This is a genomic window from Kitasatospora paranensis (genome assembly GCF_039544005.1).
GTDB classification, from domain to species: Bacteria; Actinomycetota; Actinomycetes; order Streptomycetales; family Streptomycetaceae; genus Kitasatospora; species Kitasatospora paranensis.
Genome location: NZ_BAABKV010000001.1, coordinates 3,564,988 through 3,579,888, shown reverse-complemented (window position 1 = coordinate 3,579,888; position 14,901 = coordinate 3,564,988). Strand labels below are relative to the sequence as shown.

The window sequence follows — 14,901 nt, the reverse complement described above, 5'->3', positions numbered from 1 at the left end:
GGCGGCCGGCGGTCCGGGTCGTGCCGAAGGGGGAGGCCGGGGGCGGCGACGGCACTGGCGCGGACTGCGGCTGCCATCTCACACTGCGCCTGATCTCCAGGTCAACCGCTTGTTCCTGGGAGAATTCGCAGGACAGCACGGGAGGGTCGGGCCCGAACCGCCGGCCGGCGGGGCGGTTGCCCCACCGGCCGGCCGGTGGCGTCAGCCCAGCAGGGCGTCGGCGACCCGGGCGGCGGCCCCGCCGTCGTCGAGGTCGCAGTACGTCTCGCGGAACACCGCGTACGCGTCGGCGTGCTCGGCCGCGACCTCGTCCACCCGTCCCAGTGCCCCGACCAGGGCCTCCGAGGTGGCCAGCAGCGGGCCGGGGGCGGTCGCCTCGAAGTCGAAGGCGAAGCCGCGCAGGTTGTCCCGGTAGTGCTCCAGGTCGTAGGTGAAGAAGAGCATCGGCCGGCCGGTGTTCGCGAAGTCGAACATCACCGACGAGTAGTCGGTCACCAGCACGTCGGTGACGAGCAGCAGCTCCGCCATGTCCGGGTAGGTGCTGACGTCCCACACGTAGCCGTCGCCCGCACCGGGCACCTGGCCGCACACCAGGTCGTGGCTGCGCACCAGCAGGACCTGGTCGTCGCCCAGCGCGGCCCGGGCCGCGGCGAGGTCGAGCCGCAGGTCGAACTGGTAGCCGCCCTGCGGACGAAGGCGGTCCTCGCGGAAGGTCGGCGCGTACAGCACCACCTTCTTGCCCTCGGGCAGGCCCAGCCGCTCGCGGACCCGCTCGGCGGTCTTCTCCCGGTCGGCGGCGAACAGCACGTCGTTGCGCGGGTAGCCCGACTCGACGATCTCGCCCTCGTACCGGAAGGCGCGGCGCAGCACCGGCGTGGAGTACCGGTTGCCGGAGACCAGCAGGCTCCACTGCGGCACCTCGCGGTCGAGGTGCTTGAGGTACTGGGCGTCGGTGAACCAGATCTTCTCGAAGTCGTGGCCGATCCGCTTGAGCGGCGTGCCGTGCCACGTCTGCAGCACCGTCTGGCCCTCGCGGCGGACGAAGAAGTCGGGCAGGTGGGTGCCGGCGACCACGTACCGGGCGGTGGCCAGCGCCTCGAACCACTCCGGCCCGAACTGCCGGACGGTCTCGACCGTCTGCGGCAGGTCGGCCTGGAGGTCGTCGGAGGTCCACAGGTGGCGCAGCGGGGCGCCGCGGCGCACCAGCTCCTCGTGGACGGCCCGCGCCGAGTCGGCGTAGCGGCTGCCGAGCGGACCGATGTACAGCACGCTGTCGGTCAGCGGCTTGCGCTGCAGCTCGGGGAAGGAGTGCCGCAGGTTGCGCTGGCCGTAGCCGCTGCGCTCCTCCGGCAGCAGGGCCTGGTGCGCCTCCAGCGACAGGCCGTCGTGGCCGCGGCGCTCCAGGGTGATCCGCTTGCCGCGGGCCTCGACCTCCATCGGCAGGGCGTCGTAGCAGGCGGAGGCGAGCTGGGCGGTCGGCCAGAGCGACTCCGGGTCGGCGCCGACCGGCCGGAAGAAGACCGACCAGGTGCCCATGGCGAGCGGCACCTGCCCGGCGAACGAGGCGGTCGGCACGGCCGGCAGGGCGGCGCGGAAGCGGCCGTCGGTGATCTCGACCGGGTAGCGGTGCTCCTCCTCGCGCCAGCTGTGCCGGATCACCAGCTCGTAGCGGTGCGTGCCGCCGAGCGGGAAGGAGCCGCTGACCAGGAAGCCCTCGGTGTCGCGCGCGGCGGTGATCGCGTCGATCACCGGCTGCAGCACCTGGTCGCTGAACTGGAGGTACCCGCTGGGGGAGGCCTTGGTGTGCAGTGACCGGGTGCCGTCGTCGATCGGCAGGTCGAGCTGCTCGGGAGCGGTGCGCTCGTCGATCACCACCGGCACCGTCCGGCCGTCGGCGAGCTGCAGCTCGGTGTCCCAGCGGTCGCGCAGCCGCTCCTCGGAGGCCGGGTCCAGGGCGGCCCAGGCCAGCCGGACGGCGGTCAGCTCGGCGACCGGGAAGCTCGACGTGAAGGGGACCTCGCGGCCCGCCGGCGCGCCCAGCTCCAGCGGGAACAGCAGCTCGCGGTCGGACTCGACGTGCAGCAGCCGCAGCCGCGCGCCGGCCAGGTCCAGGCCGGAGACGGCACGGCCGGCCACGGTCACGGTGCCGCGCTCGGCGGTGACCGCCGCGGCCCGCACCCGGACCTTCTCCACCCGCAGGTTGACGTGGTTGTCCTTCAGCCAGGGCACGATCCGCACGTCCTGGTCGACCCAGTGCACCGGCGGGTACTCGGCGCTGTCGCTCCAGCCGCCGGAGATCCGGCCCTTGTAGACGCCGCCCTTGCCGACACCGGCGACGAGCACCCGCCAGGAGCCCTCGCGCCACTCGCCGCGGTGCCGCAGCCGCTTGGGGTCGATGGTGGCGCTGAAGCCGGCCCAGTCGCAGCTGTACAGGTCGTGCGGGGAGCTGGCCGTCGCCTCCGGGCTGAACTGCGCCTTGGCCGGCAGCGCCAGCACCCGGCGGCCCTTGGCCTCGCGCAGCACCAGCACCCGGACCATGTCGGAGCGGTGCTCCACCCCCAGGTGCTCGGGGAAGGCGTGGCCGGTGAGCCGCAGCTTGCCGTCGATCCAGGCGGCCTCGTACAGGCGGCTGCGCATGACCAGCGCGTTGTCGAGCCGCAGCACGTCGGCGGGGACGCTCTTGCGGCCGCCGCGCAGGAACGGGTAGTCGGCGTAGGCGCGCAGCAGGCCGCGCGCGGGGGCGGCGCCGTTGCTGTCCTTCTCGAAGGCGAGCTGCTCGACGAGCTCGTCCAGCCGGCCCTGCAGGGTCAGGTGGTACTTCAGGCGCAGCGGCGCGCGCAGCTTGCGGATCTGCTCCGGGCCGATGGCGCGCAGCAGCCGGCCGACGCACTCCTGGTAGGCCTCCCGGTAGGCCCGGTCGCCGTCGAGGACGGACCAGAAGAACATCGGGATCTCCTCGACGAGGTTGTTCTCGTCGTAGGTCCGCAGGTAGCGCTTGAACTTCGGGTCGGTCTGCTTCAGCAGCCAGGTCCGGACGAGCTCCATCGAGGTGACCCGGTCGATCAGGCCCTTGGGGTTGGTCTTCATCTGCGTGATCGACATCTCGCCGACCTCGCGCTCGCGCCAGTGGTAGATCGGCTCGGAGAGCACGTCCACGCTGGTCGCCAGGTAGTGGTGCGGGACGCTGACCGGCGCGTCCTCGTAGAGGATGCCCTCGGGGTAGAGGATGCCGGCGCTGTCGAAGAAAGCGCGCCGGTAGACCTTGTTCCACGCGGTGCGGTCGGTCACCAGAGTCGGGATCTCGGTGATGTGCGTCCGCAGCCGGGTCTCCTTGAACGGCTTGCGGTGGCCGCCCGACTGGTAGTAGCCGACGGCGCGGAAGCGCTGGACGTTGCCCGTGCAGAAGTCCGAGCCGGTCTCCTCCAGGGTGCCGATCATCAGCTCGTACGCGCTCGGCGGCAGGGTGTCGTCGCTGTCCACGAAGGCCAGGAACTCGGTGCCGTCGGCGATGTGCCGGTAACCGGTGTTGCGGGCCGCGCCGAGGCCCTTGTTCACCTGCCGGACGAGGCGGAAGCGGGAGTCCTTGGCGGCGTACGCCTCGGCGATCGCCGCACTCCCGTCCTTCGAGCCGTCGTCGACCATGACGCATTCCAGGTCGCCGAAGGTCTGCGCGGCGATGGAGTCCAGGCACTCCTCGAGGTAGCGCTCGACGTTGTAGATCGGGACGACGACGGAGAGTCGAGGGGCCATCGGAGCTGCGGGCCTTTCATCGGGGGCGTCGGCCGCGGGTGAATCGGCACAGATGTACGGAGATCCTACCGTCCGCCCCCGGACCGCCCCCGATCAGGGGACGAGGCCCACCAGCACGTACTCGTTGTACTTGAAGACCTTGCCGGCGGCCTCGGGCAGCGGGAAGGAGTACGTCCGCTCGACCCGCAGCCCGGCCTCCTCGGCCAGCGACCGCAGCGCCGCGAAGTCGACGAACCGCACGTGCGTCGGGTCGGAGCGGTAGCCCGCCGCCTGCGGGGTGATCAGCACGACCTTGCCGCCGGAGCGGATGCTCGGCAGATAGCCGGCCATCAGCTCCTTGCAGGTCTCCAGCGGCAGGTGCTCCAGCACATGGGCGACCAGCATGCTGTCGAAGGCGCCGGGCCGGCTGAGTTCCGGGTCCGCCTCGAACTCGGCGGCGGTGTACGCCGTCAGCCCGCGGGCGCGGGCGGTGTCGACCGAGGTCTCGTTGTGGTCCACGCCGACGCTGTCCGGCCCGCAGTTCTGCAGGTTGCGCCCGACGCCGCAGCCCACGTCCAGCACCCGGCCGAGCTCCAGGCGGCGCAGGTTCCAGCGGTACGGGGCCTGGGTGGGCAGCAGCCGCTTGATGCCGGACTGCTCCAGGGTGACCAGGCGCTCCGTGTAGGAGGCGTCGGCGGTGGCGCCACCGGTGGGGGTACCGGGCTTCGGCGTCTCGCGGTCTTCGGGCATGGTCGGCCTCTTCGGGATGGCGGGTGTGCGGCGCGGGGCTGGCAGGAGCCTAAGGGGTCCACCGGCCGCGGCCGTCGCCCGGGCGGCCCCGGGCCCGATCGTAGAGCGGTCGGCGTCGGTGCGCCCGCCCTCCGCGGCAGGCGGGGGTGCGCCGGTCCCGTCCCGGCGGCTAGTCTGCGGCTGGCCGTCCGCCGGTCCCGGGCGACTGGCGCCCGGAGATCACGGCCGGCTGAGCGCCCCCTTAGAATGAGCTGCAAATGCCCCGCTTCAGCGTGATCGTCCCCGTGTACCAGGTCCAGGAGTACCTGGCCGAGTGCCTCGACTCGGTGCTCGCACAGTCCTGCGCGGACTTCGAGCTGATCGCCGTCGACGACCGCTCGCCCGACGGCTGCGGGGCGATCCTGGACGAGATCGCGGCCCGCGATCCGCGGGTGCGGGTGCTGCACCTGGAGGAGAACGTCGGCCTCGGCCGGGCCCGCAACGCCGGGCTCGCGGTCGCCGACGGCGACTACGTGATCTTCCTGGACAGCGACGACACGCTCACCCCCGGCCTGCTCCAGGCCGTCGCCGACCGTCTGGACGCCTGCTCCGACCCGGACATCCTGGTCTACGACTACGCGCGCACCTACTGGGACGGCCGGGTCGTCCGCTCCAACTCGGCACCGATCTTCGCCCGCCCGGGCGCCGACGTGTTCGACCTCGACCAGCGCCCGGACCTGCTCGACCTGCTCATGGTCGTCTGGAACAAGGCCTACCGGCGCGACTGGGTCGCGGCCCAGGGCCTGACCTTCCCGGCCGGGTACTACGAGGACACGCCGTGGACGTTCCCGGCGCTGCTCGCCGCCGAGCGGATCACCATGCTCGACCGGGTGGGCGTGCACTACCGCCAGCGCCGCCAGGGCGGGAACATACTCGCGACCGTCAGCCGCAAGCACTTCGACATCTTCGACCAGTACGCGCTGGTGTTCGGCTTCCTCGACCGCCGTCCCGACCTGGCCCGCTGGCGGCCCGTGGTGTTCGGCCGGATGGTGCACCACCTCAACACGGTGGTCAGCCGCCCCGACCGGGTGCCGCCGGGGGACCGCCGGGAGTTCTTCCGCCGCGCCGCCGAGCACTGCGCCCGGCTCCGCCCGGACAGCTACCGCCCGGCCGCCGGGGTCGAGGGCGTCCGCACCGAGCTGCTCAGCCACGGCCACTACCTCACCTACCAGGGGGTGCGGGCGCTGGCCCGGACCCGCGGACTGGCCGCCCGGGCGGCCCGCCGGGTCCGCCCCGCCGCGGCCGTCCGGGACGTCACCCCCGGCACGGGCCGGCCGGCGCAGGCCGCCGAGGTCCCGGCCGACCGGCAGGCGCAGCCCGCCTCCGACGCGCGGACGCACACCCGCCCCTGACGGGCGGCGGCGGATCACCCCCCGTCACCCGGTCACCGCCGGTCCCCCGGGTCGCCCATCGGCCGCCCAGGGGGTGCCGACCGGTCGGCCGGAGCGCCGCGGCCATGGGGTCGCGACCACTGGGTATACAGGAGTGATCGTCCCTCTTTCAGGTGATCCAGTGGGGTATGCCCGTGGAATTCCTCGTCCGGCTCCCGATCGTCGGCCCGCTGGCCGCCCGGTTTCTGCGGAGCCGCGCCTGGCGGTCCTACGCGCTCTTCACCGACACCCAGGGCAACCGGCTGGCGGGAGCCGTCACGTTCTTCGGGTTCCTCGCGCTGTTCCCGCTGCTCACGGTGGCCCTGGCGATCGCCGCCGCCACGCTCTCCGACAGCCGGGTGAAGCAGCTCCAGGACGACATCGCCAAGCAGACGCCGGGCCTGTCCGACTCGCTCGACCTGAACGCCCTGGTCGCCAACGCGGCGACCGTCGGCGTGATCAGCGGCGTCATCCTGCTCATCTCCGGCCTCGGCTGGGTGGACACCATGCGCGGCGCCATCCGCACCGTGTGGCGGCTGCCCGAGCCCGCCGGCAACGCCGTCGTCCGCAAGGCGTGGGACTGCGTGGTCCTGCTCGGCCTGGGCCTGGTCTGCCTCCTGTCGCTGGGCGCCTCCGCGGTCGCCGGCACACTGGCCAAGCGGATCGCCGACGCCATCGGGCTGGGCGGCGGACCGGGCCGCGTGCTGCTCTCGGTGGTCGGTTTCCTGATCGCCGTCGGCGTCGACCTGCTGCTCTTCGCCTATCTGCTGGCCCCCTTCCCCTCGATCACCGACCAGCCGCGCCGGGCGGTGCTGGGCGGCGCACTGATCGGCGCCGTGGGGTTCGAGGTGCTCAAGGTGCTGCTCTCCTCCTACCTCGGGTCGGTGGCGGGCAAGAGCCTGTACGGGGCGTTCGGGGTGCCGGTGGCCCTGCTGCTGTGGATCAACTTCGTCTCCCGGCTGCTGTTCTACTGCGTCGCCTGGACGGCCCTGGACGATCCGCAGGCCGCCCGCGACCGGATGCGCGCACAGGGCGGCCGACTGGTCGAGGCCGCGGCGCACAAGTAGCGCCCAGCATCTGTCAGGCATTCTTTAATGTGACTAGGATCACGGCCACGTCTCGTCCGGATCACCCCGCGGGACCGAGCCGCCGATTTTGCCGACCCCGTCCGCCGTCCCCCCTGGAGACCCCAGTGACCAGCGCCGAGACCGTCACCACTCCCCCGTCCCGCTCACCCCGGACGACGTGCCCGGCTGGTTCTGGAAGGCCGACCAGGAGATCTTCAGCTGGATGCTGACCCGGCAGACGGCCGCGGGCACCACCGGCGACCTGATGGAGCTCGGCGCCTACCTGGGGCGCAGCGCGATCCTGCTCGGCCGGCACCTGCAGCCGGGGGAGACCTTCACCGTCTGCGACCTGTTCGACTCCGACGCGCCGGACGACGAGAACTCCGCCGAGATGGCCATGTCCTACCGCAAGACGCTCACCCGCCGCGCCTTCGAGGCCAACTACCTGGCCTTCCACTCCGAGCTCCCGACGGTCATCCAGGCCCCGACCTCGGTGCTCGCGGACGGCCGGGTCCCCGCCGACTCCTGCCGGTTCGTGCACATCGACGCCTCCCACCTGTACGAGCACGTCGCCGGGGACATCAAGGTGGCCCGTGACGTCCTCGCCAAGGACGGCATCGTCGCGCTCGACGACTACCGCTCCCCGCACACGCCCGGGGTGGCCGCCGCGGTCTGGGAGGCCGTCTTCGAGCTCGGTCTCAAGCCGGTCTGCATGACGCCGGAGAAGTTCTACGGCACCTGGGGCGACGAGGAGGCGGCCAAGCGCGAGCTCCGCGCCCGGGACTGGCGCGGCGACGGCTACTGGTTCGACGAGGAGCAGCTCGCCGGGCACACCTGCTACCGGATCTCCTGGGACGGCGCGCAGAGCACCCCCACGGCAGCCCCCGCCGCCGCGCCCGCGCAGCGTTCCACGGCCCGCAGGATCGCTCTCGACGTGCTGCCCCCGATCGCCACCCGGGCCGCCCGGCGGGCGCTGCGCGCCGCCCGGGCCCGCGGCGCCGCCCGGGCCTGACCGCGGGCCCTGCGGTCGGCCCGGGGCCTCAGACCCGGGCCGACCGCGGCAGCCGGAGGCGCCGGCGCAGCCGCAGCAGTCCGGCCGCGGCGGCGATCCCGCAGAGCGCGGCGGCCGCCGACCCGGCGAAGCCCACCGGGGCTCCCCGGCGGGCCGGCCGCGGCTCCGCCGCCGGCGTCGCCTGCGGGGGAGCGGCCGGGACGGTGCGGTGCGGGCCGGGGCCGGTCGAGCCGACCGCGTCGGGTACCGCGTTCGGCCCGGGGTCGGCCGACGGGGTGGCCGGTGCGGGCGACTCGGCGGCGGTGTCCTCGGCCAGCTGACCGACCGGGTCCACCTGGTCGGCGGCCGCGAACCCCCAGTCCAGCAGCGCCGCCGCCTCGTCGTACACCTTCTGGTAGGTCGAGGTGTGCATCACGGTGACCAGCAGCGTCCGGCCGTCGCGTTCGGCCGCGCCGGTGAAGGTCGACCCGGCGTTGGTGGTGTAGCCGTTCTTCACCCCGATCAGCCCGGGGTACGTGCCGAGCAGCCGGTCGGTGTTGGCGATGCCGAAGCTGCCGCGCTGCCCGGTCGTCCGGTCCACGGCGCCGGGGAACTGCGCGTCCCGGGTCGAGCAGTAGGCCCGGAAGTCGGCGTTGCGCAGGCCCGCGCGGGCGAACAGCGTCAGGTCGTACGCCGAGGAGACCTGCCCGTCCTGGTCGTAGCCGTCCGGGGTGACCACGTGGGTGTCGCGGGCCTGCAGTGCCTCGGCCCGGGACTGCATCTCGGCGACCGTCCGGTCGACGCCGCCGTTCATGGCGGCGAGCACGTGCACCGCGTCGTTGCCGGAGCTGAGGAACACGCCCCGCCACAGGTCCTCGACCTTGTAGTCCAGGTCCTCCTTGATGCCCACCAGGCTGCTGCCCTGGCCCATCCCGGCGAGTTCCTCGGGGGCGACCCGGTGCACGGCCTCGCGGTCCAGCTTGGGCAGCACCGTGTCCGCGAACAGCATCTTCAGGGTGGACGCCGGCGGCAGCCGGTCGTGCGCGTTGTACGAGGCCAGCACGGCGCCGGTGGTGCCGTCCGCGACCAGCCAGGACCGGCCGGTCAGGCCGCCGGGCAGCGCCGGCGCCCCCGTCCGCGGGGCGACCTGCACCCCGGGCCCGGCCAGCCGCTCGCCGCCCACCGCCCCCGCGGCGGCCCCGGCGGACGCGGCGGACGCGGTCGGCAGGGTGGACAGGAGGGCGGCTGTGGTTGCGACGGCACACCGGTACGCGAGGTGACGGGCGATCAGCATTCCGTAGTCGTACCCGCGGGCCGGGCGCGGGCCGCCCGGCCGCCCGACAACTCCCCCGAACGGATGCGCCCGGCCGGATGCGCATACTGGTCCGGACGACCCGCTCCACCCGTGAAGGACGCCCGATGAAGCTCAGCCGCCGCACCTCCTGGTTCCTCGCCGCGTTCGGCGTGTGGTCGCTCATGATCTGGACGACGTTCGTCAAGAACCTCTGGAAGGACTCCGGCGGCCAGGCCTTCGTCCACGGCGACCACTCCCAGCCCACCGCGTTCTTCTGGATCCACCTGCTGCTCGCGGTGACCTCGCTCGTCCTCGGCCTGGCCATCGGCTGGCTCGGTGTCCGCGCGCTGCGGGCCCACCGCGCCGGCTGACGGCCCGTCGGAAACGGCTTGCCGCGTGCCGATCGCCCCTGCCAGGATCTCCGCCGTGTGCGCACTGTGCGAGCACGTATACGAGTCATCGGGGTGGGTCACTCAGTGTTCCGTACTTCCTCTCCACGGCGGCTGGCCTCGGCCGTCGCGGTCGTCTTCGCCGCAGGTCTGCTGGCGGCACCGGCGGCCTCCGCCGCCGCCGAGGTCAAGGTGTCCGACCCGGCCGTGCTGCCCGGCCCGGGCTTCTTCGCCACCGGCGCGCACACCGACGCCTGCGACGCGACCACCGTGCCCGGCTGGATCTCCACCGCCACGCCGCAGCTGACCGTCCACGCGACGGGCGACCGGGCCCGGTTCACGATCAAGGACTCCGGCGGCCGCAAGGTCTTCGCGGCCGCGGCCACCCCGGCCGCCGGTGCCGCCGCCGTCGCCGCGACCGGACTGGTGGACGGCGGGACGTACAGCTGGTTCGCCCGCAGCGGCGGACAGCAGACCGCGGACTGCCACTTCCGGGTCGACACCACGGCGCCGTCGCTGACCGTCGCCTCCACCGACTTCCCGTCCTCCGACAGCGGTGGGACCCCGCAGAAGTACGCCGGGCAGACCGGCACCTTCACCCTCGCCGGCAGCGACGCCGCGTCCGGCGTGGCCTGCTACCGCTACGTCCTCGACGGCACGCTCGGCACGGGCGGCGGCTGCGACGCCGCCGGCACCGTCCTCGCCGCGGCCGACGGCAGCGCGACGCTCCGGATCAAGCCCACCCAGTGGGGGACCAACGTCCTCCAGGTCCAGGCGTTCGACAACGCGGGGAACGCGGCCCAGCCGGTCGCCTACACCTTCTACGCCCCATCCGACCCCAACCCGCCGAGCGCCCCGGGCGACGTGAACGGCGACGGCGTCCCGGACATCCTGCTCCCCGACGCGGCCGGCAACCTGCAGGTGATCAGCGCCGACGCGGCCACCGCCACCCCGTCCTCGACCACCCCGGCCGCCTACGGACCGCTGCAGACCTGGGCCGGCCGCCGGCTCGTCCACCGGGGCTGGGACAACCACGCGCCGGGCGACGACCTGCTCGCGCACGAGCCGGGCTCGGCCAACCTCTACCTGTACCGCAACCTCGACGCCGGAGCGTTCCAGGGGTCCGCGACCCTCCTGGCACGGCCCTCCGGGTGCGCCGCCGCCGGGTGCGCCACCGACTGGTCGCAGGCCGACCAGTTGGTCTCGCTCGGTGCGCTCGGCACCGGCACACGGCCGTCGCTCGCGAGTGTCGAGGGCGGTGACCTCTGGCTGTTCACCAACCCGGGCATCATGTACCGCTACAACACCGTCAAGCGGCTCTCCACCACCGGCGCCTGGGCCGGCTACGACCTCGTCGCCCCCGGTGCGGCCGCCGACGGCAGCCTCGCGCTGTGGTCCCGGGAGCGGGCGACCGGCGCGCTGCGCACGTACCCGGTCGTGAAGAACGCGGACGGCACGTACGACTTCTCGGCGCTCGCCGACCCGGCCTCCGGCAGCGTCGTCGCGACCCTGCCGGTCGCCGACTACCCCACCCTGGGCAGCTCCGGCGACGGCAACGGGGACGGCCGGCCGGACCTGTACGCGGTGAACGCCGCCGGGCACCTGCTGACCTTCGACGGCGTCACCGCCCCGAAGGACCTCGGCGCCCTGCGCTGACCCCGGACAAGCCCGAGGGCCCGTCCGCGGCGGTCGCGGACGGGCCCTCGGGCTGTGCAGTGTCAGAAGCGGCGGGTGACCAGCGCGCGCTTCACCTCGGCGATCGCCTTGGTGACCTCGATGCCGCGCGGGCAGGCCTCCGAGCAGTTGAAGGTGGTGCGGCAGCGCCACACGCCCTCACGGTCGTTGAGGACCTCCAGGCGCTGCTCGGCGCCCTCGTCGCGGGAGTCGAAGATGAACCGGTGCGCGTTGACGATCGCGGCCGGGCCGAAGTACTGGCCGTCGTTCCAGAACACCGGGCAGGACGACGTGCACGCGGCGCACAGGATGCACTTGGTGGTGTCGTCGAAGCGCTCGCGCTCCTCGGCGGACTGCAGGCGCTCGCGGGTCGGCTCGTTCCCCTTGGTGATGAGGAACGGCATGACGTCCTTGTACGCCTGGAAGAACGGGTCCATGTCGACGATCAGGTCCTTGAGGACCGCGAGGCCCTTGATGGCCTCGACCGTGATCGGCTTCTCCGGGTTGACGTCCTTGATCAGGGTCTTGCACGCCAGCCGGTTGCGGCCGTTGATCCGCATGGCGTCCGAGCCGCAGATGCCGTGGGCGCACGAGCGGCGGTACGTCAGGGTGCCGTCCTGCTCCCACTTGACCTTGTTGAGGGCGTCCAGGACGCGCTCCTTCGGGTCCATCAGCAGCTGGTAGTCGACCCACACCGGCTCCGGGTGCTCCTCCGGGTTGAACCGGCGGATCCGCAGGGTGACGTTGACCAGGGCGTCGCCGCCCGCCTCGGCCGCGTCCAGAGCGGCCGAGTGCTTCTCCATCGTCGGAGTGCTCATCAGTACTTACGCTCCATCGGCTGGTAGCGGGTCTGCACGACCGGCTTGTAGTCGAGGCGGATCGAGGTGGTGCCGTCCTCGGCCACCTCCTGGTACGCCATGGTGTGCTGCATGAACTTCACGTCGTCGCGCTTGGGGAAGTCCTCGCGGTAGTGACCGCCGCGCGACTCCTCGCGGGCCAGCGCGGAGACGACCAGCACCTCGGCCAGGTCGAGCAGGTTGCCCAGCTCGATCGCCTCCAGCAGGTCGGTGTTGTAGCGCGAGCCCTTGTCCTGGATGGCGACGTTCTTGTACCGCTCGCGCAGCGCGGCGATGTCGGCGACGGCCTGCTTGAGGGTGTCGCCGGTGCGGTAGACGGACGCGTTGGCGTCCATCGACTCCTGCATCTCCTTGCGGATCTGGGCGACGGACTCGGTGCCCGCCGACTCGCGCAGGGAGTCGACCATGTTCTGGACGAGCGCCTCGGCGTTCTCCGGCAGCGGCACGAAGTCGTTCTTGGACGCGTAGTCGGCGGCGGCGAGACCCGCACGGCGCCCGAACACGTTGATGTCCAGCAGCGAGTTGGTGCCCAGGCGGTTGGCGCCGTGCACGGAGACGCAGGCGACCTCGCCGGCGGCGTACAGGCCGGGGACGATCTCGGTGTTGTTCTTCAGCACCTCGCCCTCGACGTTGGTCGGGATGCCGCCCATGCCGTAGTGCGCGGTGGGCTGGATCGGGATCGGGTCCGTGTAGGGCTCGATGCCGAGGTAGGTTCGCGCGAACTCGGTGATGTCGGGCAGCTTGGCGTCCAGCTGCTCCGGCGGGAGGTGCGTGAGGTCCAGGTAGACGTGGTCGCCCTCGGGGCCGCAGCCGCGACCCTCGCGGATCTCGCTGTAGATGGCGCGCGAGCACACGTCACGGGACGCGAGGTCCTTCATGACGGGGGCGTAGCGCTCCATGAAGCGCTCGCCGTCCTTGTTGCGCAGGATGCCGCCCTCGCCGCGGGCGCCCTCGGTGAGCAGGATGCCCATGCGCCAGATGCCCGTCGGGTGGAACTGGAAGAACTCCATGTCCTCCAGCGGCAGGCCCCGGCGGTACGCCACGGCCTGGCCGTCACCGGTCAGGGTGTGGGCGTTCGAGGTGACCTTGAACATCTTGCCGGTGCCGCCGGAGGCGAACACCACGGCCTTGGCCTGGAAGACGTGGATCTCGCCGGTGGCGAGCTCGTACGCGACGACGCCGGCGGTCTTGCCCTCGTTCATCAGCAGGTCGAGGACGTAGAACTCGTTGAAGAACTCGACGCCGTGCTTGACGCAGTTCTGGAACAGCGTCTGGAGGATCATGTGACCGGTGCGGTCGGCCGCGTAGCAGGAGCGGCGGACGGGCGCCTCACCGTGGTTGCGGGAGTGCCCGCCGAAGCGGCGCTGGTCGATCCGGCCCTGCTCGGTCCGGGAGAAGGGGAGACCCATCTTCTCCAGGTCGAGGACGGCGTCGATGGCCTCCTTGCACATGATCTCGGCGGCGTCCTGGTCGACCAGGTAGTCACCACCCTTGACCGTGTCGAAGGTGTGCCACTCCCAGTTGTCCTCCTCGACGTTGGCGAGGGCGGCGCACATGCCGCCCTGGGCCGCGCCGGTGTGGGACCGGGTGGGGTAGAGCTTGGTCAGGACAGCGGTGCGGCTGTGCTGCGTCGACTCGATGGCGGCGCGCATGCCTGCGCCACCGGCGCCGACGATGACGGTGTCGTACTGATGAATCTGCATGGGGGTAATTCGCCTCTGGCTCTCGATGGCCGATTAGATGTTCGGGTCGAAGGTGAAGATCACCAGAGTGCCGAGCAGCACGGTGAACACCGCGGCAGCACCCATCAGGGTCTTCAGCCAGAGCCGAGTGGAGTCCTTCTCGGCGTAGTCGTTGATCACGGTGCGCATGCCGTTGGTGCCGTGGAGCATGGCGAGCCAGAGCATGAGCAGGTCCCAGCCCTGCCAGAACGGCGAGGCCCAGCGGCCGGCCACGAAGGCGAAGCCGATCTTGGACACGCCGCCGTCGAGCACCAGCATGATCAGCAGGTGGCCGAGGATCAGGAAGACCAGCACCACGCCGGAGAGCCGCATGAAGAGCCACGCGAGCATCTCGAAGTTGGTGCGGGTGCGGCGCGGGGTCCGCTTGGTGCGCGCACGGGCCGGCTCGACGACGAACGCGTCGGCGGGGTTGCCGGTGCCCAGGCCCTGCCCGGTGTGGGCGTGGACCGAGGGGACGACCAGCTGGTCGGTGGTGTCAGAAGCCATTGCGGATCACCCGAACCACGTGCGAAGAGTGTGCTGCAGGATGGGGTAGAAGGCGCCTGCCAGCAGGACGACCCAGACGCCCACGACGGACCAGAGCATCTGCTTCTGGAACTTGGCGCCCTTCGACCAGAAGTCGACGGCGACGAGCCGCAGGCCGTTCAGCGCGTGGAACAGGATGGCGGCCGTGAGGCCGTACTCCATCAGGTTCACGATCCAGGTCTTGTACGTCTCGATGACCGAGTCGTAGGCCTGCGGGGACACGCGCACCAGCGCGGTGTCGAGGACGTGTGCGAAAAGGAAGAAGAAGATGAGGACGCCGGTGACTCGGTGAGCCACCCAGCTCCACATGCCTTCCCGGCCGCGGTACAGCGTTCCAGCCGGCACGGAAAACCCTCCGGAAGCGGATTGGGGGCTCGGCCGGCTTCGGTGTCGGTCAGCCCGGCCGGGTACGGTCCACCGGCCGCGAGCATCCTATCGACGCCGTGTCGGGAACCGCCTCCGGGGGGCTCAGGT

The 14,901-nt window shown here is 72.1% G+C and carries 11 protein-coding genes and 1 pseudogene; 5 read left to right on the top strand and 7 right to left on the bottom strand.

Features of this window, described 5'->3' with window-relative positions; translation table 11 throughout:
- Window positions 1–201: 201 nt before the first annotated feature.
- Entirely contained in the window at window positions 202–3,750 is a 3,549-nt protein-coding gene (locus tag ABEB13_RS17225; protein WP_345706226.1) for a bifunctional glycosyltransferase/CDP-glycerol:glycerophosphate glycerophosphotransferase, read from the bottom strand.
- A 93-nt stretch (window positions 3,751–3,843) separates the two neighbouring features.
- On the bottom strand, window positions 3,844–4,479 hold the full coding sequence (locus tag ABEB13_RS17220) for a class I SAM-dependent methyltransferase (protein WP_345706225.1): 636 nt from the start codon (window positions 4,477–4,479) through the stop codon (window positions 3,844–3,846).
- Between the two features lie 257 nt (window positions 4,480–4,736).
- On the opposite strand from ABEB13_RS17220, the pseudogene ABEB13_RS17215 reads away from it, so the two are divergent.
- The 3 genes and pseudogenes from ABEB13_RS17215 to ABEB13_RS17205 form a co-directional block, all read left to right on the top strand.
- Window positions 4,737–5,741: pseudogene (locus ABEB13_RS17215) on the top strand (glycosyltransferase family 2 protein); the annotation flags it as partial.
- Between the two features lie 296 nt (window positions 5,742–6,037).
- Window positions 6,038–6,955 carry a YihY/virulence factor BrkB family protein gene (locus ABEB13_RS17210; RefSeq protein WP_345706224.1) on the top strand — a complete coding sequence of 306 codons (918 nt, stop codon included), beginning with the start codon at window positions 6,038–6,040 and terminating at the stop codon, window positions 6,953–6,955.
- 178 nt (window positions 6,956–7,133) lie between these two features.
- Window positions 7,134–7,967, top strand: coding sequence for a class I SAM-dependent methyltransferase (locus tag ABEB13_RS17205; RefSeq protein ID WP_425559888.1), 834 nt, complete (start codon window positions 7,134–7,136; stop codon window positions 7,965–7,967).
- Between the two features lie 28 nt (window positions 7,968–7,995).
- Here the strand turns inward: ABEB13_RS17205 and ABEB13_RS17200 are convergent, their stop codons facing one another.
- Window positions 7,996–9,240, bottom strand: a complete 1,245-nt coding sequence (locus ABEB13_RS17200) for a D-alanyl-D-alanine carboxypeptidase family protein (RefSeq protein ID WP_345706223.1) — start codon at window positions 9,238–9,240, stop codon at window positions 7,996–7,998.
- Between the two features lie 125 nt (window positions 9,241–9,365).
- Between ABEB13_RS17200 and ABEB13_RS17195 the strand changes: the two genes are divergently transcribed.
- Complete coding sequence (locus ABEB13_RS17195; RefSeq protein WP_345706222.1) at window positions 9,366–9,611, top strand: SCO4848 family membrane protein; 246 nt, start codon at window positions 9,366–9,368, stop codon at window positions 9,609–9,611.
- Between the two features lie 93 nt (window positions 9,612–9,704).
- A complete protein-coding gene (locus tag ABEB13_RS17190) occupies window positions 9,705–11,285 on the top strand; it encodes a hypothetical protein (protein ID WP_345706221.1) in 1,581 nt (526 codons plus the stop codon).
- A 62-nt stretch (window positions 11,286–11,347) separates the two neighbouring features.
- On the opposite strand, the gene ABEB13_RS17185 is transcribed toward ABEB13_RS17190, so the two are convergent.
- From ABEB13_RS17185 to sdhC, 4 genes are read right to left on the bottom strand one after another with little or no spacing between them, the layout of a single operon-like run.
- A complete protein-coding gene (locus ABEB13_RS17185; protein ID WP_345706220.1) occupies window positions 11,348–12,121 on the bottom strand; it encodes a succinate dehydrogenase iron-sulfur subunit in 774 nt (257 codons plus the stop codon).
- On the bottom strand, window positions 12,121–13,863 hold the full coding sequence (sdhA, locus tag ABEB13_RS17180; protein WP_345706219.1) for a succinate dehydrogenase flavoprotein subunit: 1,743 nt from the start codon (window positions 13,861–13,863) through the stop codon (window positions 12,121–12,123). The genes ABEB13_RS17185 and sdhA overlap by 1 nt, the downstream gene beginning before the upstream one ends.
- A gap of 33 nt (window positions 13,864–13,896) precedes the next feature.
- A complete protein-coding gene (locus tag ABEB13_RS17175) occupies window positions 13,897–14,388 on the bottom strand; it encodes a succinate dehydrogenase hydrophobic membrane anchor subunit (RefSeq protein WP_345706218.1) in 492 nt (163 codons plus the stop codon).
- A 6-nt stretch (window positions 14,389–14,394) separates the two neighbouring features.
- Window positions 14,395–14,772: a succinate dehydrogenase, cytochrome b556 subunit gene (gene sdhC / locus ABEB13_RS17170; RefSeq protein ID WP_345706217.1), complete on the bottom strand. Its 378-nt coding sequence runs from the start codon at window positions 14,770–14,772 to the stop codon at window positions 14,395–14,397.
- Between the last annotated feature and the right edge of the window lie 129 nt (window positions 14,773–14,901).